This window comes from Stygiolobus sp. CP850M (assembly GCF_037389425.1).
Lineage (GTDB): Archaea > Thermoproteota > Thermoprotei_A > Sulfolobales > Sulfolobaceae > Stygiolobus.
This window is the reverse complement of record NZ_JBBHKR010000099.1, coordinates 1-20,523: the sequence shown is the minus strand read 5'-3', so window position 1 is coordinate 20,523 and position 20,523 is coordinate 1. Positions and strand designations below refer to the sequence as shown.

The following is a 20,523-nucleotide window of genomic DNA, read 5'->3' as shown; positions in this document are numbered from 1 at the left end:
TTCTTTCAAAGGATCACTAACCTCAAATGGATACTTTACCTGAGCTAAGGTTTAAAATATACCTATCACTTGGCTTGACGATAATCTCGGAAGCGATCGTAACTTACATTCTCTTACAATTGCTTAACTTCCCCGTAATTGCCGTTATACCGTTTTTGGGTTTATTCTGGTTAATTCAGTGGCTGATTTCACCTTACTTGGTCGCTAGGGACTCTTTTGAGATTACAGAAGATGATCCTTATTATGGGAGAGTTTACGAAATGGTGAAGAGGATCGCAATGGCATCTGGGATCAAACCCCCTCGGGTATTCATCGTAAACGCACCTTATCCTAACGCCTTTGCCTACGGGAACTATGTAACAGGTAAGAGAATAGGAATAACTAGCCCTCTGCTTAACATACTAAGCGAGGAGGAACTTGCTGCTGTGATCGGACACGAGGTAGGACACATTAAGCATAATGACGTGGAAATAGGTATGGCTATAGGCTTGATACCTTCAGTCTTAGGCTTCGTAAGTAATCTACTCCTCAATTTAGGCTGGATCAGCTTAATATTTGCTGTAGATGAGACAGACTTATTATTTGGAATTGTTATGCTCGCCGTTGGGGGAGCTCTGTTTATTATAACATTAACACTCCAACTTTTCGTACTGTGGTTTAACAGGCTGAGAGAAAGTTATGCGGACTTTCACGCAGTTCAATTATTCGGAAAGGATGCGATAAATCTAGCAAATGCCTTAGCTAAAATAGAAATATATATGCAGAACGTTAGGTTAGACCCTTTCACCGGGATCATTGTTACTGCATCTCCCGTAAAAGTAAAGGAAACCGATCCATCTATACTGGTCGAGGAGTGGCTAAATGAGAAACCTTCCCCGTTCTCAGACATTTTGTCTACTCACCCTGATCCCGCAAAAAGAGTTCAAATGATTTACAAAAGTGTAATTAGGACATAATTGAAAAAGTTATCATTTTTATTTGTCTAGTTACAGCAATATATTTTTCTACCCTTTTAATAGTCCTACAACGAATCCTATAATGAAGAAGATGGAGTTATAGGGAAGGTAAGTTAGCGCCTCAGTAGCGTATCTCTCTGCCTCTGGTGTAATCGTTGTAACTGAGGTCTTTATAAACGATAAGACCGTGTTAGGTGAGACTACACCTATTACTATAAGTAAGATTATTATAGCTAAAAGGATTATCCCTATTTTTAGGATGTTCTTTATTAAAAACCCGATTAAAAGCCCTAAAAGAAAGGCTATGATTAGATAGACTATTTCACTTTTAGTAACATCTGGGACTATGAGCATTAAGTTGATCTACGTGAATCAGATTTTTATAGTTAAGGCTAATAGGTAAGAGTATGAAAGTAGTAAAATATCATCTCACAGTGCAAATTACTAAGGGCGATAAAGAGGAGAAAATAGAGAAGAAGTTCAGGCACTTGAAGAACGCTAAAGAGTTCGTGAAGGAACTAGTTTCTAAAGAGAAAGTAAAATGCGGGGATTATGACCAAAAAGACGGGTTACTGATAAGAGAGTGTAGCGATGAAAAGATTAAAATAAAGATTGATATTAAGACCGAAAGAATAAAGAAGGTAAAGAAGGAAGAAGGGAAGAAGGAATCCGGTAAGGAGCAAAAGAAGGAAGAACAGAAATCACCAGAAGAGAAAAAGCAACAGTAAAAGAGATTTTGTTATATAGGTAGCGTTTTATTGTAAATGTTGTTCTAATCCTTGCCTCACTTCAGTCGCAAGTTTTTCAAGATCTTTTTCTAATTTTTCATATAATTTGTTTTTATCAACCCAGTAAAGATAACCCGGTCTACCCTTCTTTTTATCCTCACTCTCCTCCTTTTCCCTCATTATCAAGCCCTTGTCAAGGAGGTTGTTCAACGACTTATTGATAGAAGCCTTAGTTACATCTAATTCTTCGGAAATCTCATCAGCGGTCATTTTTTTCCCCTTAACCATCAATAAGTGCAAGACGCTTACGTCACTTGAGGATAAGCCATACATAAATGCTAAGAATTCATGTATCTCAACGCTTCTACCATCAGGGAATACTATTTTTTCTTCTTCCATGACTATATATACTATTAAAAAAATCAAATATTAAATTTGATCTTTACCATAGGGAGAAATAGTTATAGTTTTTAGGTCAAATAATTATGATCACCCTGTGTTAGAAACTGTTAACCTGACGAAGCGATATAACGACGGTACAACGGCTTTAGACCATGTGTCCTTTAGTACGAATGCTAAGAGCATTTCCATATTGGGCAGGAACGGAGCAGGTAAAACTACCCTTACCAGAATTCTATCCACTCAACTCTTACCCACAGAAGGTACAGCCCTTATAGAGGGATATGACGTGGTGAAGGACGCTAAGAAAGTAAGGAAAATAATCGCATCAATTCCTCAGGAGGCTCACCCAGTGGGATTCGCTACTCCATTCGAACACTTACTAATGTATCTTACGGCAAGGGGGTTTTCTTTGTCCGAAGCTTCCCAGCTAACTAGAAAGACTTTAAAGGAAATTGGTCTCTGGGAAGTTAAAGACAAACCTTCGGATTTGCTCTCTGGCGGGATGAAGAGGAAGATATTTGTCGCTATGGCTTTGGCTTCAAGTGCTGAAGTTATCTTACTTGACGAACCCACAGTAGGTCTAGACCCCTATTCAAGGACAGAAGTATGGTCAGTACTGAAAGAGAGTGACGTGAAATTAGTCCTAACAACTCATTATATGGAGGAGGCAGAAGAGCTGTCGGACGAAGTAGTATTACTTCACAAAGGTAAGCTGATCGCCAAGGGTAGTGTTAAAGAGCTTTTGTCGAAATTCGAAAATAAGGTGAGAGTTGAGGGTATAGGAGACCTGCTGGTCGGTAAGCTCAGGATATCTTATGTGGACAGAGAAGAAGCTGTTAAATATCTAGGTAAATACATTGTGAAACCCATAACACTTGAAGACCTCTTTATAATATACTCCGGTGAGACCCTTGAAGATTAAGTTCATTTTAGCCTTTGCTAGGTTTTATGGTGTGGCTCCCTTAGTAAGGGGCATAGTTTACGTATTCTCCTACTTAACAGTGCCTTTAGCAGAACTCTTCTTAATTTACATGATAACGAAAGGAGAATTTGTAAAGTTCGCTGTTGATGGAGGGCTTATAACGGTCATTGCATCTAATGGTCTTGCGTTCATTGCCGATTTCGCTTTTCTAAGACTAGAGCTTAAAATACAAGACCTTCTTGTAGCTACTGAAATAAGTGCAGGTGATTACATCCTGGCCTTGACTTTCTCGAATCTCATCTACTCTTCTCCAGGTATTTTAACATATGTGGCTTTGGCTATTATCTATCACCTTTTAAATCCCTTCAATTTCTTTCCTGTGTTTATGACATTGTTAATACTTTTGCTAAATACTTCAGCAATAGGCTTTTTCATAGGGAGTTTGATCTCCCACGTTCGTTACTCTTGGGGGATCGGAGCGATAGCCGGAACTTTGTTGACCATCTTACCTCCAGTATATTACCCATATTACTTACTTCCTCACATGATCTTCGAGTTGATATATCCTTTACCTACTACTTTAGCGTCCATTTTAATGCAGAACTTTACGGGACTTGTAAAAACTAGCTTAGTGGTCCAAAGCTTTACTGTTTTAGTCGTAGAAACAGTGGTTTTTTACTATCTTTCAATAAGATTCAGCAGGTGGGTGTCTAAATGAATTTCTTAGAATAGAGCCCTAAAGTATTGGGACTAATTGTCGTGATTATCATTTCACTGTCGGTTGTAGGATTAAATGTACCATGACTAGCGTACACTTGAGGAACTAGACTACTGTTTCCAGAAATTTTACTAATTAACTCTGAGTAGTACTAAATATTACTGTAGAAGAGTCATATTCCCGAAGGGACAGACGGTACTCCGCCGTAGGTACCCGGAAGATAACATACTTGTTGGTGTGAGAAAGTTCCATTAGATATAGTAAACGTTACGAGGAGTCCACTACCGTTGTACTTCCAAACGGTAGTTAGTACGTACTTCTTACTCTTTGAAGGAAAACTAAAGCTTTTCATGTGATATATACCATTGTAATAAATGCTCGACAACCATTGTTGGTCCCCGTAGGGTCCATAATACTAGAACACGTTTTGGACTAATATAGGAGTGTTGTTTACGATAAGGTATACGTTCTCTTGTGTCGAAGGAACTTGAGAAGTTACATTTACATAGTAGTAAGTCACTGTAGAGTTAATTCCATTTATTTGCATCGTTGGAAACTCGTAACCGTAATCATTAGCCCCTATTTCTACGGTAAGGACAATTTGTGAAGAAGCTAGCGTGAGTGAAAATAACGAAGTGAAAATAACTGCCAACGCTAGAGCTTTGAGGAATTTTCTATTTCCTCTAATTAACACGAGATAGATTACGGTTCATTTATTTTAAAAATTTTCCGAATACAGAGATAATGTTTTAAACACATAATCAAGCATTAATGGAAATTGAGAGGCGTTCCAATACTTCTCGCGAGGGCAGTCTATGGGACAAGTTGGTTCTTCCTTTCCCCCTATTTACCGTATTTAATCGGAAGTATACATGCACCTCATTACTTTGTGAGCTTAATTCCCTTGTCCTTCTTTGCTTCAGCTGCTATAATGCAAGTCCCTGCCGCAATTGTTTCTACAAAGCTTGGTATGAAAAGAACTTATACATTAGGTCTTATAATTATGGGAGTATCAGATTTCCTGATCGGTTTATTTAAAGAACCATACACAGTATTAATTTTATACGCTTTTACCGGTTTTGGAGCATCGTTCTTTTTCTCGTCCGCTGGGGGTACATTAGCAGTTTTAAATGAAGGAAGAGTTACAACTGCCCTCGGTCTTTATAACGCTATGTTTGCAGTTGGGGGTATATTAGGGTTAAACTGGGGTTTCGTCGACTCTATATTAGGTTTCAAACTTGCTTCTATATTCTTAGGTTCATTAACAGCTCTGATGGGTATTGTAAACTGGTTTGCTTCATATCCTAATAATAGGCCGAATTTTAAGGTCATAAAAGACGTTAGGGTAGCTATCATTGCTTTAGCTACATCAGGTATATGGGGCTCCTATTATGTAGTGAGCGAGTATTTTCCTTCATTCTCATTTTACGTACTAGGTAGATCTGCAATAATAACTGGATCAATATCGTCGATCCTACTTCTCTCCTCAGTACTCGGAGGAGCTCTATCTGCATTAATAGAAAGAAGAGACAAAATAAAGTGGATCGTAATAACTGGGGTACTTGGTGTGATACCAGTAATCTCCTTGTATACACCATACTACGAGGTGGGATTATTCATTATGGGATTTTTTAATGAGATGAGTATTTCGGTAATTTATTCCTTAGTTGTTGATATTGTAAAGAGTGGTAATTCCTCTCTTTCACTGGCTGTTATAAACGCAATACAAATAGGTCTTGGAATGAATGAATTAATAATACCATTTATTGCAGGATTTTATGTGTGGGTAGTTGTGTGTTTAGTGTCCACTCTTCCCCTCTTTTTATTAAATTTGGTTAGATAGAGTATATAGTAGATTTCATTATGTAATATTTTGTATCCTTCCGATAATGAATACTACATTATATACATTATAGTTCTATTTTGTTGATAAGACTAATTATTATATGAATTTAATTTATTTCTAAGCTATTCTAGTCTATTTAATTTTTTATTAATAAATGATATTATATAAAATTAAACTAGTAACATTTTCTAATTCTACACTCTTTAATTATAATGGGATATCTGACGGGAATATGAAAATATACATACCAGCTAATTGGACCATATTAATTGAGTATACAAATTATGAATCAACTCAACATAGCATAGCATTAGTACTTAACCATACCATGATACCTACTTATCCTTAGTTATCACAAGATGGAAAGATATTATACAAGTTAAACCTAGTGTCTGTGGAGAGTCAACAGTTGGAATTATAGATACTATACTAGCAGGGTATTATTGGTTAGCATGCCCTGTTTTCGGACACGCATCCTCAGGTCTCTGGGCTGATCTGATACTATCTAACAACGTTACGGTTCCTTATGTAGTTATTTAATAGTAATAGAGTTATACTATGTTTTAAAAATAAAGTCATAAGTTGTTTTTTATATGTATAAAATAAATAATTTAGATAAAAACTTATTATTCATTTTTTAGCGATTTCTTAAACTCTTCTACTGCCTTTTTTATATCTTCCATAGATGCCTCGTCTTCAAGAGTTGATATATCTCCTGCACTTTGTCCCATCATTACAGCCTTAATTACTCTTCTCATTACTTTCCCTGATCTTGTCTTAGGTAGCTTGTCCACGAAGTGAACCTCAGGCGTAACAATTGCTCCCATGTACTTCCTTACGTGATTCTGAATATCCTTTGCTAGCTCGGGGGACGCTGAATATCCTGACTTTAACACTACGAATAAGTGTACTGCCTCACCTTTTACTGGATCTGGAATTCCTACAGCTGCTGCTTCTGCCACTGCCGGATGGGCTGTCACAATCGATTCAACTTCTCCCGCTCCTATTCTGTGAGCAGCTACCTTTATTGTCTCATCTGCTCTTCCCATTACCCATATGTAACCGTCCTCGTCTATCATCGCATAGTCTCCAGGATAATAAATCCCTGGGAACTTGTTGAAGTAAGTCTTCTTTAACCTCTCGTTATTCGGATCGTTCCACATTCCTATCATCATCATAGGCGGGAACGGTGGTAACATTACGAGGTATCCTCTCTCTCTCGGGGCGGTTGGCTTGCCCTCTTCATTAAGTACTTGAACCTTATTTCCAGGCAAAGCAAAACCTACTGCAGGTCCTGATTTCATCGGCAAGTAGACTACACCGGGTATGTAACCGATATTGGGACCTCCGGTCTCTGTTTGCCACCACTGGTGGGACATGAATACTTTTCCTCCTCCTACGACTTCTAGTCCCCACTTCCACGGGGCGTAGTTAAGGGGCTCTCCGTTAGTGACGATAACCCTCAGTGAAGACATGTCGTGTTGCTTTACGTAGTCCTCGCCGTACTTCATGAATGACCTTATAGCCGTTGCTGAAGTACCGAATGTAGTGGCTCTATACTTCTCTATTATCTCAGCCCACTTGTCTGGGTACGGATAATCTGGGGCATCTTCATAAATGACGATTGTCCTACCCATAACTAGGGGTGAGTAAGTTATGTAAGAGTGACCTACAATCCAACCTATGTCAGAGGTATTGAACAATACATCGTTATCTTGACTTAAGCCGTAGCTCCATAAGAGCATTGTTGCAGTACCAACCAGATAACCTCCGGTACTGTGAACGATTCCTTTAGGCTTACCTGTAGTGCCAGAGGTGTACAAGATAAATAAGGGGTGAGTAGCTTCTACCGGTTCAGGCTCTATAGGCTTGAACTTATCGACTTCATCAAAGTAGACATCCCTCTTCTCGTTAAACGGGATCTCAGTCCCCGTTCTCTTATATATAAGGACCCTTTGAACGGGACTGTTATTTCCAAGTATCTGTAGAGCTTCATCTACAGTCTTCTTTAACTCAACAATTTTACCCCTCCTATAATAAGCGTCGGCTGTAACAACTACTTTGGCTCCGGCGTCTTGAATTCTGTCAGCTAATGCTTGTGCTCCAAAGCCGGCAAATACTACGCTGTGAATTGCCCCTAACCTGGCTACAGCTAACTTCGCAATTACACCCTCCGGCGTTAAGGGCATGTATATCGTTACTCTATCACCCTTCTGTACCCCCAACTGTCTCAATGCGTTAGCCCACTTGTTCACTTCGTAATAAAGGTCTTGATATGTAACTATTTTCTTCTCTCCTCTGCCGCTTTCCCATATTATAGCAGCCTTGTACTTTCTATGAGAGTTCAAGTGCCTATCTACTGCATTATAAGAAGCATTAAGTTTACCACCTACGAACCACTTGGTCAGTAACCCTTCTTCTTGGACGAACGTCTTTTGCCAAGGTTCAAACCAGTCTATTAATTCTTTAGCCAACTCTCCCCAGAATCCTGCTGGGTCTTCAACGCTCTTTTTATATAAATATTGATAATATCTCATATTATAATCTGCTTTCTCTTCTAGATTCTTCTCGCCGAGTTGTTGTAACTGTTCTGACAGTTTTTCACCCATATGGATCAGTATAAATTGTTTAAACACTCATAAAAAGCTTTTACCTTCAAAGTGAAGAATAGGAGGATGAAGAAAGTAGGGCTAATAACGCTGAGTTGGGTCTTCTGGGGAATTTCCTATTATTTCAGTTACCCATTTATTTCAATATATACAACATCGTTCATATCCAGCCAATACGTTAGTTTACTATATGTACTTTTCACTCTCTTTGCAATACCGATGCCGGTGCTCGGGGCTAAGACTTCTAGGAGTATAGGAGTAGTAAAAACCATGTGGTTAGGCATGTTCATATCCGGTTTCGGTTATTTGATAGTAGCTTTTGCTAAGGACTTCACTGAGTTGGCTATCGGCTTTATAATATCTTATACCACATTCCTCTCGCTACCGAACTTCTACTCCTACATGAGCTCTTGCGGTAAGGGTGTAATAGCGAGAGTCTGGGGGTTTTCCATTTTACCTTCATTGTTTACCCCCGTAATAGGTGGGTTTTTAGCTGATTATTTCGGAATAAGGCTTGTATTTCTCGTTGCAGGAGTGTTTAACTGGGTCTCTTCTGTTCCGATCTTATTCCTAGAGGAGAAGGTCTTACCCAGAGGTAAGATAACGTTTAGTAGAAATTCACTTATCCCAATCCTAGTCATTTTCCCTATCTCCCTAGTTTTCCCTTACGTATATCTGGAGATTAAGACCATATACAACCTTAACGACTTTTTCGTAGGAGTTTTAGCTACCTTAGCGGAAATCTTTGGGATGTTTCTCACTTTTATCTCGTCTTACATTAGAAGACCTTTTCTACCGGTCTATCTAGCCATATTTTCTTTCTTACCACTTATGTTAGTGTCTCCGTTCTTTTCCGTACTTTTCGGTTCATGGGAGGCTATTATCCCCAGTGCGTTAGAGGAAGTTGATAACAAGAGCCCCGAAACTTATGCCTCGATCAATTCCCTACAACAGATAGGATGGTTGATGGGGTTCATAGCGAGTGCCATTTCCTTTTCTCCAGCATTGTCTATCTTCATTTCTTCTGGGGTGTCCCTTACTTTAGCATTATTCCTTTTCTTGACGGGTAGGGAACTAAAACTGTAATTAGTTAAATGGTTGAACGGTTTGAATCGTAGGAGGTCTGTAAATAGGCCGATACTCGCGTTGTGTAACTTTTCGTACTTGATAATTCTAAAAAGCGATTTAAATACTTCAGCTCTAAGTCTATCATATATGGACATACTTGAACTAGCTATCCTCACGATGTTATCCGAGGACGAGATGAGTATTAGGGAGATTGAGCAGTATTTGGGAGCCAGAAGAAGAAGGATAGCCAAGTCTCTACAAGAGCTCGAAAAAAAAGGATTCATAATAAAGAAAGCGTACATAGGGGATGGCGACATTATCTTTGGCATAACAGAACAAGGGCTGGAAGAACTCTACAAGAACTACATCATCTTAAGAGACCTCGTGAGAGAGATGGAAATTTCTGTGTGTGCTAAGTTCGATTGCTAACTTTAGTGGCTTTTCCTAAACTTACCTCTTCCAACTTCTTCTTCTTAGTCTCCTTTACAGTAGTAATGCTTATGAGTAACGCGAGAAGTGATGTGGTGCCAAAAAGTAAAAGGGAACCTGCAAGTCCTAAAGACTTAACCATTGAGGGAAACACGAAGACCCCCAGTACTGCACCTACCCTACTTACAGCGGTAGTAATTCCTTGTGCGGTTGACCTTACAGAGGTCGGGAAGATCTCAGCTGGGTAAAACAACGTTACAGCTCCAGCCCATTGCTCCATTGCAACGAATACCATGAAGTAAGGCAAGAGAATGACTCCAGATATCTTAGTCAGACCGCCTAAGATCAGCAAAACACTCATAGAGCCCAATCCTGCAAATAATGTAAATCTTCTTCCTATTTCATCGATAATTGCTACGGCTATTGCATATCCCATTATAGCCCCTACCGAAATTAGCATTGTCGCGTAAAGAGTCTCTACCTTAGAAGAAAATGCGAACTGATGTAGTAGCGAAGGGTAGTATAGTCCAATTCCGTAAGACGCCACGTCGAATAAGAACCAAATGACTGAAAGGGATAGTAGTATTATGCCTATTTTTCCCCTCATTAAGTCTTTCGTTGTAAGTCCTTTGTTTTCTTCCTCTTGCGTTGGTAGACCCTCCTCATTTATGAGTCCCTTGGAAATAAGCCATCTTGGGGATTCAGAAAGGGATATCCTACCTAGGATTATTGGGATAGCTAATATCCCACCTAAAGTGAAGGAATAACGCCAGAAGTAATCTCCGGTGCCGAGAAAGATCAAGTTTGCTATAGCCGAAAACAGAGTCCCTAACCAATACATGGCCACTGAACCCATGAGGTACTTTCCTCTACTCTTTGAGGAAGAGAACTCAGAGACAATAGTACTACTTATAGGGTAATCCCCACCTATACCGATACCGAGAAGGAACCTAAAGAAGAACAGTTCCAACATATTAGTGGAGAAAGCCGAAAGGATAGCAAATACAGTGAAGAAGAAGAGGTCGAGTCCAAATAACTTTTTCCTTCCTAATTTGTCGGACAAGTATCCAAACAGTACAGCACCGATTCCCATACCCATTAAGGAAGAAGCGGTGACTAAACCCTCTTGCAAAGGGGTTAAGGACATTTCCTTAACGATGAAAAGTAGGGCGTAGGATATCACTGAGAGATCATAACCGTCCAAGAAAAACCCTCCAGAAGATAAATAAAAAGATTTTAGTTTGTCCCTCAGGTTTTCAAAGTCCATGTGTTACTCTTCGTATCGAGGCTAAAAACAGTTATCAACTAAGCTTTCAAGTTGTTTATTAACTTTCATCACGTCTGGCTGAACTTTTCTTTAAAAAATCTAAACTTAACTAAATTTGTTAAAACCACTTTAGAAGGTCGAAAAGTAGGTCGAGAAATCTGCCGAAGTGGATCTCATAAACTACCTCGGTATTCGCTTTTTTCTTCCACAGATCTAGGTAGTCAATAACCGTCATCCCCCTAGTCAGACAGTCACAGTTCTCTATATCTACATAATGTCTATCCGATTTCTTAATAATACCTCTGTCTATAGCAATACTGGTGGTTATTAAGTCCGGGTGAGGAGTGCCACCTATCTTCTCATTCTTCATCGAGTACTCTCTATAGTGGGAGTAGATCTTGATGTAAAACTGGCTCATCTTTGTGTTCATGTCCTTTATCTTATTCCACAACCCGTCGTCAATGGGGTAGTTTACAATGACGTCCCAAGGCACCATAGTAATGTCGAAACCCGCATTGAATATTATCTTAGCTGCATCCGGGTCGACCCATATGTTGTACTCAGCAACCGGCGTTATATTACCTCTTCCCCACGCGGTACCTCCCATCACCCAAACTTTCTTGATTTTATCAACTATACTCCTATCTTTCAAATAGGCTAATGCTAAGTTTGTTAAAGGGGAGATAGCTAGGAACTCTAACTCCCCGGCGTATCTGTCGGCTAATTCTACTATTGCGTCCATCGCTTTCTTGCTCTCCGGCTTAAACTTACTGGGCCTGACTATTTCATCCCCTATACCACCCTTTCCGTGGACTTCCTCAACACTCCTGAATGGTTTGACTAACGGTCTGTCACTTCCGGGGTAGACCTTAACGTCTTTTCCGATGAACTCTAACGCCCATAACGCGTTATTTATTTCTTGTTCGTAAGAGATGTTACCCTCTACGATCGTTAAAGCCTCAACTGATATTCCGTTTTTAATCAAGGCGAATAATGACATTATGTCGTCTTCTGCAGTATCACAATCTATTATGAAGTGTCTAGTCATTAAGACCCCTAAGCAAAGATACCCCTAGCGTCTAACAACCTCTTAAGTTTAACGTGAACCTCTTTCGGTTGATCCTTAGTGTAATACTTTATATTAGACTCTTTTAACATATCTGTGTCCGCATTTACCAATACGAAAATTCCGCTCTTCCATATCCAGTAAGCGTATAGAGGCTGTGATACTTCTACAACCTTTTTGAAACTCTCGAAGTCGTCCCCTTCGACTATAACTTCTTTCCTCTCGTCATTTACCTCAACTAGAGGAACGCCCTCGTCAACTGAATAGCCCTTTAGCATGATCTCTTTAGCATATGAAGCGTGAACTCTAAATTTCCCTCCCTGATAGTCTACCAGTAATACTAGGGGTGAAAGGCTCATTAGTTTTTCTATGTCTCTATTGACTACTTCCTCCTTCTCGTAAGTTAAGATCTTTGAGGGCTTGGGGTAGAGTTTAAGTTCGGCTCTAGAAATTGCCCCCACAATCCCTTTGGAACCAACTAACATCTTCCACTTAATACCTCCATAAGGAGTAAGCACTCTTACCCAATTAGTAAAATCTATCGGCTTACCGTAAGCTGTAGAAAGTGGTGAAGCAAAATTTGTAGCAAGTAATCCGCCTACGGTCCCGTCATATAGTGTTGGTAAAAGTAAGCCTTCTTCGCTAGCCTCTTTTCTGATCGCGTTTACATCAGCTCCCGCTAAAGCCTCCACAACTCCGTTTTTAATTTCAAACCAGTCCATCTTTCTAGTGTAGACATACTCGTTTACACCCTCTTTTTTTCCGTGTTTGCCGTTACCTAAAACTTGGATTTTAAGCCCCTCTTCATAAGCGCCTCTGATAACTTTAAATAATTCTTCTTCTGAGTGAACATCCATACAGTTATATTATTGTGACAGAAAGAGTTAAATAGTAGTTGGCTTAAACTCATACAGTTCTATATAACATACATCTTCACAGTTCTTTTTGATCTCCTCTCCATATAGAGGTATTCCGTTAACTATTTCCACTATATAAGACTTATTAATCACTAGAAAGTAGTACACAGAATCATCCTTAGGCAGTGTTTCAAGGAGCTTTAAAAACCCCTTATAGTTCGTATAAAGCTTAAGTTTTAGCTTCTTCTGTATCATACTGGTAGGCTCAAATTCAGCCTTGATCACGAAGTTGATCAAATTATTTATAACTTTGTTCTTCATAATTTTGCCTACAAAGCCCCAACCGCTTACGTTAACTTTAATTCTGCTAGAGTACTCGTCAAGTGGAATAACTATTACGTCGATTTTGCAAGACCCCAGTTTTGTGTGAAGGAGAATTGACACTGAGTTTTCCTCAATCTTCTTTATTATTTTACCCTTTATCTTCACACTAAGAACTGAAGTCTCAAATGTCTCACTATCTTCTATTTGAAAGCCTAAGCTCTCCAAGAAATCGTTTTTGGAAAGCATTAGAATAAGCTCTTCAGCCCTGCGTAATAGCGTTATTTCGTTCATTCAAAGTTAGTATTTGCATGAACATAAATAAATTTTTTCAATTAACATTTTAGCTTAAATTTCCTCTTGATAAAGTATAACCATGCCAAAAGTAGCCGTCATTATGGGGAGCAAATCTGATTGGGAATACATGAAAGAAGCCGTTGAAATTCTCAGGAATTTCGGAGTAGAAACCGAGGTAAGAGTAGTCTCTGCTCATAGAACTCCAGAGTTCATGGTAGAATTCGCTAAAACCGCAGAGAAGCGAGGTATTGAAATTATAATAGCGGGGGCTGGCGGGGCAGCACATCTCCCAGGTATGACTGCATCGTTAACTCATTTACCGGTGATCGGAGTACCAATTCCGTCTAAAAACCTCAATGGGTTAGACTCCCTACTATCGATAGTCCAGATGCCCTACGGTGTACCGGTGGCTACGGTAGCTATAGGTGGAACTAAAAACGCCGCATTACTCGCCTTAAGGATTTTAGGTATTAAGTACCCGGATATAGCTGAAAAAGTAAAGAAGTTCATGGAGGACATGAGAAATGAAGTCCTTAATACAAGACTTGAATAAAAGGAAGATCGCAATTCTAGGAGGAGGGCAACTAGGTTGGATGATGATCTTAGAAGGGAGGAAGTACCCTTTCACTTTCTACGTGATGGATGAACCTAATGCCCCAGCTTGCAGAGTGGCAGATAGGTGTTTCAAGCCTGAAGAATACAAGGAGATGATCAACCAGGTTGACGTAGTGACTTTTGAGTTCGAGCACGTAAAAGAGGAAGCTCTGGAATACGCCAAAGAAAAGGATAAGCTCTTCCCTAATATAAACACTGTTGAGCTGAAAAGAGAAAGGTGGAAGGAGAAGACGTATTATAAGGAGCATAACTTACCGACCCCCAAATTTTACGTGGCTGAAGATGGGGAAGAGGCGTTAAGGATACTTAAAGACCAGTTCAATAACGTGGGTGTTCTTAAACAGAGTAGAGGAGGGTACGACGGAAAGGGTCAGTATTTCATAAAGGGTGACGTGGAAAAATACTCATTCATAAAAGATATGAAATGTAAATTTGTAGTTGAAGAGTTTGTGGATTATGACTATGAGGCATCAATAATAGCGGTTAGAGATAAGAAGGGAAATTTCAAGGCTTACCCTCCTACTTTTAACTATAACGAGAAAGGTATTTTAGTTTATAATTACGGACCATTCAACGATGATCGTTTTAAGGATATCGCAAAGAGATTAGCAGACTCACTGGAGTACGTAGGGACTATGGGCATTGAGTTCTTTGTAAGAAAAGGAGAAATACTAATTAATGAGTTCGCACCTAGAGTCCACAATACGGGTCATTACACACTTGATGCTGCCTTCGTATCTCAATTCGAACAGCACATAAGGGCTATAGGTGAAATAGACTTAGGAGACACAACACTACTTTCTTATGGTGGAATGGTTAACATCCTTGGGACCGACAATGTTCCTTACGAGGTGTTGAAATTTGGAAAGGTATATTGGTACGGTAAGAGTGAAGTCAAGAAGAGGAGAAAGATGGGGCATGTTAACGTTGTAGGGGAGGATTTAGAGGATGTTAAGCAAAAAATTGATAATATCATAAAACTAATATACCCTGAAGGCTTAGACTTATGAAGATTAAGTTCAAGATCTGGATAGAAACGGATGACGGTAAACCGATTTTGGGTAAGGGTGGGGTTAAACTCCTAGAGAACATTAAGAGCACCGGAAGTATTGCTGAGGCAGCTAAAAACGTAAATGTGTCGTATAAATTTGCTTGGGAGTATATAAAGAAAATAGAAGGACTTCTGGGTGGAGTTGAAACCAAAAAAGGAGGAAAGGGAGCTGGAGGGACGATGTTATCTGAGAAGTTAGATAAGATAATAGAAATTTACCAGAGTGCTGAAAAAGAAATCGAGGAAGTTTTAAAAAAATATGAGGAAAAGCTCAACGACGTTACGACAAATACTTGATTATACTCTCAAGGATTCACTCCTTTCACCTGAAGGATGCTGCTAGGAAGGTTAGTAGGGTGGGTTGCTGAGGAAGTTATAAGGCTCGGGCAAACGAGATAAAGTTGGAAAGGTTAATGAATCTCATCAAGAACGTTGATAAACTACCTAAGGAGTTTAGGAATAAGCTGTATTTGATGCAATATCGTCGTTTGTAGTATTGGATTGAATGGCAGGCAAAGAAGCACATGGTTTTGTAATACAGTACGTCAATCCTAAAGTACTTTTCTATTTCATGTCTTAGATGCGGAAAAAGCTGATAGAAGTTGATTATCGTTGGTTTAAGTGAAATTACAGTAATGAAAATGACCGTGACGTTATAGCAATCATAAATCTTAATGGGAGGGAGTCTCTGACCCTCTCGACTGCACCTCAAATGATAGATGTAAGAGTGAATCGATAAGGAGAACTATCGCCTTTATGGCGAGGAGGGAATCAGCCTTAGCCAAACCTAAGCTCTTTATGCGATTAGAACGATGCATATAAGAATAAGTTAATCAAATAAACGACTACACCGGAAATCCTTATTGTTCAACAATTGTTTGTCAAGACTTTCTATCCAATTCACCATAATATCACATTTGATTTAGGAAATTATATAGCTTTATATTAATAAAATTACAATAATCGAAATTTTTAATTAATACAAGTTTAACAAAAGATTAAGGAAATAGTCAAAACTTTTCAACCATATTAAGAAAAGGAATGCCGTCCTCATGTCATATTTCGGTAGTGCTGGTGGTATTACTACTTTGTAGGTCTATACCATAGTTATAACGTACTATGTACTTTAATTCTCTACTTATCATCTCCATAGAGAGTTCTCCCTTAAGGCCTTTTTCAATTATATCACGAAACTCCTCGGGTATGTAATCCAACCTGGGTTCTAGGCTGTAGAAGTCTTTTAGAGCAATTTCTCTTTTAGATGGATCAGTCACTGCTTCCTCTATCTCCCTTTCCAACCACTCTGGGAAGGGGAAGTTATTTGTCAACGCTACGTAAAGTGAGACAGTAAATGAGTACACGTCAAAGTTATATTCAGCCTTTCCTCCAAACCTTTGCATTGGGTGAGCATAGTACGGTGTGTAGTGAATGACCGGTAGACCCAATTTCACTGCCGACCCGAGATCAGAAAGTTTCGGCTCAACTCTACCTGTAGTTAACACATCAAGCGCTTCATCCCCGTATTTAGGAAGTCTTGAAGTAAACAAGACGTTAGATGGTTTTATGTCGCAATGTACGTACCCGTTTTTATTAATGTGGATTACGGCATCAGCTATTTTCGAAAAGATCACGGCAACTATTTGACTCCACTTACTTGAATGCCTTAGTGTTGAAAACTCCGAATTTACTAAAATCTCCCTCAGATCCCCTCCTTCCATATACTCCATAACTATTGCCGGTGGAGATGAGTAGTAGTCTGTAAAGTTCTCATCTACAAAACTTGCAAATATCCTTACTAAATTAGTTGAGCCCTTAGATATCTCTTGCATTTTAGCTACTTCATAAAGTAACTCGTCATAACGGAACTCCTTCTTTACCACTTTCATAGCAAATTTTCTCATCCCCTTTTCCACCAGGAGAACGTAACCCATTCCTCCAGTACCTATTACCTTTTCTACTTTGTAACCGTAAAGGACATACCCTATCCAACTGTTCGGGTCAAACTCGTCCCTAGGTGTGTAGAGCACATAAGGTTTTACTTTACTACAAGCTTCAACGAATCCCTCTTTACAAGCAAACAAGAACTCCTTCATAGCATTTGAAGGGGAATTAAGTGCCTCATAGGCTAAGCCCTTCAGATAAGCCGTGGAGGAGTTCCTCCTTAGCTTCTCAGCTTCCTCGATCACTTTCAATGCTTGTTCGTACTGTTGGTTCTTAACATAAGCGTTAGCTAGAGCCAACAAGTTACTGAAGTCCCTTCTTAGCTTGACTGCTTCTTCGAAATACTTCACAGCTTCCTTATAGTTTTTCTTGGATAAGAAGTACCAGCCCAGTTTAAGAGCTGGAGCATCGTAAGTCGGTATTACCTTTAAGGCTTCAAATAACACTTTAACGTTACCGGTTATGTCAAATTCGTCTATTAAGCTGTTAGCTCTCTCCCTTAACTTCTTCTCTAGTTCCCTATATTTGTTCTCCGAGAAGAAGGAGTAGATTTTCAGGGCTTCTAATTCTTCCCCTACCTTCTCGTAGCACTCAGCTACTGCTAAAGATTCCTCTGGGAACTTCGAGGTCAAAGTATTGTAAAGCTGTATGGCCTCATTGCACTTGTTTAAGCGGGATAATGCGATTACCGCAGCCCTTACTACTTCAGGGTTATTGTGTTCCCTGAGCATGTACTTGGTTAGTTCATAACTAGTGTCCATGTAATTCATCAGGGTTTTCACGTCTCCTTTAGGTATGGGTACTCCGTGAACTAATAAGTAAGGAATATTTTCAACCGCATTACCTTTGATCTCTCCGAAGTGTAGGATTACAGAATCGGGAGTTTGGAAGATATATCCATTTAATTCTTCTATACGATCTACGAGCACCGCCTCTTTCAGACCGTCGAGTTTTGAGGAGTCGTAAACTGGAGTAGAGGTTAGCTTAACTTTACCGTTCTCGTACCTGATAACATAGCCGATCACGTCCCCTCTTAGTTTAGGTCTCTCTTGGGTCTTTCTCAAAGTACCATCTAAATAGAGGTAATATTCTCCATCCTTTGTGAAAAGTATGAACATGATTAACTGATTATCGCGTTAATGTATTTAATATGCCTACAAATAATACCATTTAAATAAGAACCCTTGGTATTATGTCAGTATTATTAAGCCCCATTCTTTTAAAGAGTCAGCTTGGTCGAAGTGATCAGACTCGTCTTTTATTTGTTTACTCATGTCTATTTCTACAAGTTATTTTTTGTAAATATTGTAATATTCCCTCTATCGCATACATTTATATCAGCCGAATTAGTGGCGTCTATCGGTGCCGTCATAGCCGATGTAGCTACAGTGGTTTGGTTAGTTAACTTACTTCTAACCTTAGTTAGGGGAAGAACCGCAAATATTGAAAACCTCACGGATTCGTATACCCTAATTACTATGCAGACTGTAAATAACCTTCCTAATCACGTATTTAAATGAAATAATCATAATATTAAGTGAAAATCTTTTTGTCTTATCTTTATGCAATGAAAATCTTAAATTAAAAATCCCAAAGCTTATGCATAGAAAAGCTTATATTTGACTTTTGATAGTAATAGAGATTAAAAAGAAGACAACAGAGGTGAATATAAACATGGCAGAAGTTGCATATAGAGTAGTCTTTGAGGGGGCATTCTATAAGATAATAGAGGACGATGAAGCATCTCTATTATTATTCGAAGGTAAACCTATATCAGCGACATGCGTTGAGCACGGTACGCACGGAAGCCCATACGGGTGCCCCCACGTAGAAAGACTAATGAAAAAGATTTTTTCTTAACTAACCTTTCGAGCCTATAACAGCTATTTCTATTAAAACATCTTTTGGTAACCTTGATACTTCTACTGTAATTCTAGCAGGTGGTTTTTCCTTAAAGTATTCCGCATAGACGGAATTGAAGTCTGAGAACATGTTCATGTCTTTTAAGTACACGAAACTCATTACAACATCGCTTAACTCAAATCCTGCAGCCTTTAGGACAGCCTTCAGGTTTTCGAGTACAACTCTTGTTTGTTCCTTAATCCCTCCTTTAACAACTTCTCCAGATTTGGGATCTACTGGAATTTGTCCAGAGACATATACTGTATTTCCTACTTTTACTGCTTGAGAGTAAGGACCTATCGGTTTAGGTGCATCCGGAGAGAAAACTATTTCCATATGATAAGAAAGGGGAACTAGATTTTACGTTTTATCCTCTCTAACCTAATCTCCTCGTTTATATTCTTTTCCAGCTTGTTAAGGTTAGAATTAACTATAATTGATCCTATTCTAGCTAAAAGCGAGCCGTCATACTCTAACGTGATCCTAATCACGTTTTCATCAACTTTACTTATTTTAAGTACACCTCCTCCTTTATCAGAATCATACACATACTTCACTTCATTGTAACCAAGGAACACTCTCCCAGTTAAATGATAAGAGGATAATGTAACTTTTCCCTCAGCTTCAAACTTTTCACCATCTACTTTTATTCTATTAACGTTAGGAAATATCCTAGGGATTGTGAAGGTTGGATCAGCAAATATCTGCAACACGACATCGACTGGATGTGATATCTTAATTTCTCTTTCCACCTTCATCATCATAAATATTGGTTACAAAGAATTAATTTTTAATTCCATTCATTGTAAGTTTAACATTTTAAATTGTAATAACTTGTCTATACATAGGTCGCATAAGTTGGTTCACAATACTTTTATTGTACTATTTTACGAAATAACATAGTAATTTTTTATCCATGTTTATCAGTTACAGAAGAGATATCATTCTCCTCTTATATGTAGTTGATAATGTAAAGCTATTATCAAGTCCCTTTCCGTAATTATACCACCTACTGTGCCATCTTCCTTCAGTACCAGAAGCGAACCTACTTTCTTCATGATCATAGTACTTGCGGCTTCATTTATAGATTTCTCTGGGTCTATAGTTAGAACATCTTTAGTAGCTACCTGTGAGACTTTCTTTGAGAAGAACATGTCTGGATCACTCTTAACCACAGCTTTAGTAAAGAGTTTTAGCGCATCCGCCGCGGTTATTATACCCTTAACTTTATTTTGATCATCAACTATAGGTAATCTCCTGAACCCTCTCCTGATCATTAATTTTACAGCTTCAAACACCGGGACGTCTTCATAGATAGTACTCACTTTTTTGGTCATGAACTTTTTCACTGGAAATAACTCGTCTAGATCTTGGAAAATTAGGAGTAGTTCCCTTTCTGTCACAATGCCCGATACTTTTTTCTCTCGATTTAAAACTGGGAGGGCTCCGAAGTTTCTAGCTACCATTAATGTTAATGCATCCATCACATCATCATCTTCATAAGCGTAAACGGGTCTAGGCGTCATAA

The 20,523-nt window shown here is 38.9% G+C and carries 27 protein-coding genes and 1 pseudogene; 14 read left to right on the top strand and 14 right to left on the bottom strand.

Going from position 1 to position 20,523, the window contains the following annotated elements; all coding sequences use genetic code 11:
- The first annotated feature begins 26 nt into the window (after positions 1–26).
- Positions 27–956 carry a zinc metalloprotease HtpX gene (locus WIW89_RS12505; RefSeq protein WP_337721009.1) on the top strand — a complete coding sequence of 310 codons (930 nt, stop codon included), beginning with the start codon at positions 27–29 and terminating at the stop codon, positions 954–956.
- 48 nt (positions 957–1,004) lie between these two features.
- Here WIW89_RS12505 and WIW89_RS12500 read toward each other — a convergent pair whose 3' ends face one another.
- Positions 1,005–1,310: a hypothetical protein gene (locus WIW89_RS12500; RefSeq protein ID WP_443294991.1), complete on the bottom strand. Its 306-nt coding sequence runs from the start codon at positions 1,308–1,310 to the stop codon at positions 1,005–1,007.
- 53 nt (positions 1,311–1,363) lie between these two features.
- Here WIW89_RS12500 and WIW89_RS12495 point away from each other — a divergent pair, with 53 nt between their 5' ends.
- Positions 1,364–1,684, top strand: coding sequence for a hypothetical protein (locus WIW89_RS12495; RefSeq protein WP_337721008.1), 321 nt, complete (start codon positions 1,364–1,366; stop codon positions 1,682–1,684).
- A gap of 27 nt (positions 1,685–1,711) precedes the next feature.
- On the opposite strand, the gene WIW89_RS12490 is transcribed toward WIW89_RS12495, so the two are convergent.
- A complete protein-coding gene (locus WIW89_RS12490; RefSeq protein ID WP_337699157.1) occupies positions 1,712–2,083 on the bottom strand; it encodes a helix-turn-helix domain-containing protein in 372 nt (123 codons plus the stop codon).
- Positions 2,084–2,180: 97 nt separating this feature from the next.
- On the opposite strand from WIW89_RS12490, the gene WIW89_RS12485 reads away from it, so the two are divergent.
- Both WIW89_RS12485 and WIW89_RS12480 read left to right on the top strand, forming a co-directional pair.
- Positions 2,181–3,008: an ABC transporter ATP-binding protein gene (locus tag WIW89_RS12485; protein ID WP_337721007.1), complete on the top strand. Its 828-nt coding sequence runs from the start codon at positions 2,181–2,183 to the stop codon at positions 3,006–3,008.
- The gene (locus WIW89_RS12480) at positions 2,989–3,726 is read left to right on the top strand and encodes an ABC transporter permease (protein ID WP_337721006.1); all 738 of its coding nucleotides are present in this window, start codon (positions 2,989–2,991) and stop codon (positions 3,724–3,726) included. The genes WIW89_RS12485 and WIW89_RS12480 overlap by 20 nt, the downstream gene beginning before the upstream one ends.
- Before the next feature lie 172 nt (positions 3,727–3,898).
- Here the strand turns inward: WIW89_RS12480 and WIW89_RS12475 are convergent, their stop codons facing one another.
- Both WIW89_RS12475 and WIW89_RS12470 read right to left on the bottom strand, forming a co-directional pair.
- Positions 3,899–4,078, bottom strand: coding sequence for a hypothetical protein (locus WIW89_RS12475; RefSeq protein WP_337699163.1), 180 nt, complete (start codon positions 4,076–4,078; stop codon positions 3,899–3,901).
- 63 nt (positions 4,079–4,141) lie between these two features.
- Positions 4,142–4,420 carry a hypothetical protein gene (locus WIW89_RS12470; RefSeq protein WP_337721005.1) on the bottom strand — a complete coding sequence of 93 codons (279 nt, stop codon included), beginning with the start codon at positions 4,418–4,420 and terminating at the stop codon, positions 4,142–4,144.
- 84 nt (positions 4,421–4,504) lie between these two features.
- On the opposite strand from WIW89_RS12470, the gene WIW89_RS12465 reads away from it, so the two are divergent.
- The 3 genes from WIW89_RS12465 to WIW89_RS13660 all read left to right on the top strand — a co-directional run bounded on the left by WIW89_RS12465 (position 4,505) and on the right by WIW89_RS13660 (position 6,112).
- Positions 4,505–5,569: an MFS transporter gene (locus WIW89_RS12465; protein ID WP_337721004.1), complete on the top strand. Its 1,065-nt coding sequence runs from the start codon at positions 4,505–4,507 to the stop codon at positions 5,567–5,569.
- Positions 5,570–5,726: 157 nt separating this feature from the next.
- Positions 5,727–5,921: a sulfocyanin-like copper-binding protein gene (locus tag WIW89_RS13665; RefSeq protein ID WP_443294987.1), complete on the top strand. Its 195-nt coding sequence runs from the start codon at positions 5,727–5,729 to the stop codon at positions 5,919–5,921.
- Between the two features lie 2 nt (positions 5,922–5,923).
- Positions 5,924–6,112, top strand: coding sequence for a sulfocyanin-like copper-binding protein (locus tag WIW89_RS13660; RefSeq protein WP_443295017.1), 189 nt, complete (start codon positions 5,924–5,926; stop codon positions 6,110–6,112).
- Positions 6,113–6,198: 86 nt separating this feature from the next.
- Here WIW89_RS13660 and acs read toward each other — a convergent pair whose 3' ends face one another.
- Positions 6,199–8,181 (bottom strand): acetate--CoA ligase, encoded by a 1,983-nt coding sequence (acs, locus tag WIW89_RS12460; RefSeq protein WP_337721013.1) that lies wholly within the window; start codon positions 8,179–8,181, stop codon positions 6,199–6,201.
- A gap of 66 nt (positions 8,182–8,247) precedes the next feature.
- On the opposite strand from acs, the gene WIW89_RS12455 reads away from it, so the two are divergent.
- Entirely contained in the window at positions 8,248–9,267 is a 1,020-nt protein-coding gene (locus tag WIW89_RS12455) for an MFS transporter (protein ID WP_337721003.1), read from the top strand.
- Between the two features lie 129 nt (positions 9,268–9,396).
- The gene (locus tag WIW89_RS12450) at positions 9,397–9,678 is read left to right on the top strand and encodes a helix-turn-helix domain-containing protein (protein WP_337721002.1); all 282 of its coding nucleotides are present in this window, start codon (positions 9,397–9,399) and stop codon (positions 9,676–9,678) included.
- On the opposite strand, the gene WIW89_RS12445 is transcribed toward WIW89_RS12450, so the two are convergent.
- The 4 genes from WIW89_RS12445 to WIW89_RS12430 all read right to left on the bottom strand — a co-directional run bounded on the left by WIW89_RS12445 (position 9,662) and on the right by WIW89_RS12430 (position 13,483).
- Complete coding sequence (locus WIW89_RS12445; RefSeq protein WP_337721001.1) at positions 9,662–10,945, bottom strand: MFS transporter; 1,284 nt, start codon at positions 10,943–10,945, stop codon at positions 9,662–9,664. The genes WIW89_RS12450 and WIW89_RS12445 overlap by 17 nt on opposite strands.
- Before the next feature lie 118 nt (positions 10,946–11,063).
- On the bottom strand, positions 11,064–11,993 hold the full coding sequence (locus WIW89_RS12440) for a nucleoside hydrolase (protein ID WP_337721000.1): 930 nt from the start codon (positions 11,991–11,993) through the stop codon (positions 11,064–11,066).
- An 8-nt stretch (positions 11,994–12,001) separates the two neighbouring features.
- A complete protein-coding gene (locus WIW89_RS12435; protein WP_337699179.1) occupies positions 12,002–12,868 on the bottom strand; it encodes an FAD-binding protein in 867 nt (288 codons plus the stop codon).
- A 27-nt stretch (positions 12,869–12,895) separates the two neighbouring features.
- The gene (locus tag WIW89_RS12430) at positions 12,896–13,483 is read right to left on the bottom strand and encodes a hypothetical protein (protein ID WP_337699182.1); all 588 of its coding nucleotides are present in this window, start codon (positions 13,481–13,483) and stop codon (positions 12,896–12,898) included.
- Between the two features lie 82 nt (positions 13,484–13,565).
- Here WIW89_RS12430 and purE point away from each other — a divergent pair, with 82 nt between their 5' ends.
- The 4 genes and pseudogenes from purE to WIW89_RS12410 form a co-directional block, all read left to right on the top strand.
- Positions 13,566–14,039, top strand: a complete 474-nt coding sequence (gene purE / locus WIW89_RS12425; protein WP_337699184.1) for a 5-(carboxyamino)imidazole ribonucleotide mutase — start codon at positions 13,566–13,568, stop codon at positions 14,037–14,039.
- Positions 14,011–15,111: a 5-(carboxyamino)imidazole ribonucleotide synthase gene (locus WIW89_RS12420; RefSeq protein WP_337720999.1), complete on the top strand. Its 1,101-nt coding sequence runs from the start codon at positions 14,011–14,013 to the stop codon at positions 15,109–15,111. Before purE ends, WIW89_RS12420 begins: the two co-directional genes overlap by 29 nt.
- Positions 15,108–15,449 carry a winged helix-turn-helix domain-containing protein gene (locus WIW89_RS12415; RefSeq protein ID WP_337720998.1) on the top strand — a complete coding sequence of 114 codons (342 nt, stop codon included), beginning with the start codon at positions 15,108–15,110 and terminating at the stop codon, positions 15,447–15,449. The genes WIW89_RS12420 and WIW89_RS12415 overlap by 4 nt, the downstream gene beginning before the upstream one ends.
- A pseudogene (locus WIW89_RS12410) lies at positions 15,419–15,891 on the top strand (IS200/IS605 family accessory protein TnpB-related protein); the annotation flags it as partial. The gene WIW89_RS12415 and the pseudogene WIW89_RS12410, both read left to right, overlap by 31 nt.
- Positions 15,892–16,207: 316 nt before the next feature.
- Here the strand turns inward: WIW89_RS12410 and WIW89_RS12405 are convergent.
- Entirely contained in the window at positions 16,208–18,211 is a 2,004-nt protein-coding gene (locus WIW89_RS12405) for a protein kinase domain-containing protein (RefSeq protein ID WP_337720997.1), read from the bottom strand.
- Between the two features lie 164 nt (positions 18,212–18,375).
- Positions 18,376–18,549 (bottom strand): hypothetical protein, encoded by a 174-nt coding sequence (locus WIW89_RS12400; protein ID WP_337720996.1) that lies wholly within the window; start codon positions 18,547–18,549, stop codon positions 18,376–18,378.
- Between the two features lie 218 nt (positions 18,550–18,767).
- Between WIW89_RS12400 and WIW89_RS12395 the strand changes: the two genes are divergently transcribed.
- Positions 18,768–18,953 carry a hypothetical protein gene (locus WIW89_RS12395; RefSeq protein ID WP_337699427.1) on the top strand — a complete coding sequence of 62 codons (186 nt, stop codon included), beginning with the start codon at positions 18,768–18,770 and terminating at the stop codon, positions 18,951–18,953.
- Here the strand turns inward: WIW89_RS12395 and WIW89_RS12390 are convergent, their stop codons facing one another.
- The 3 genes from WIW89_RS12390 to WIW89_RS12380 form a co-directional block, all read right to left on the bottom strand.
- Complete coding sequence (locus WIW89_RS12390) at positions 18,954–19,331, bottom strand: RidA family protein (RefSeq protein WP_337699193.1); 378 nt, start codon at positions 19,329–19,331, stop codon at positions 18,954–18,956.
- 17 nt (positions 19,332–19,348) lie between these two features.
- Positions 19,349–19,753 (bottom strand): STK_08120 family protein, encoded by a 405-nt coding sequence (locus WIW89_RS12385; protein ID WP_337720995.1) that lies wholly within the window; start codon positions 19,751–19,753, stop codon positions 19,349–19,351.
- A gap of 183 nt (positions 19,754–19,936) precedes the next feature.
- On the bottom strand, positions 19,937–20,523 hold a 587-nt coding region (locus WIW89_RS12380; protein WP_337720994.1), incomplete at its 5' end, for a CBS domain-containing protein.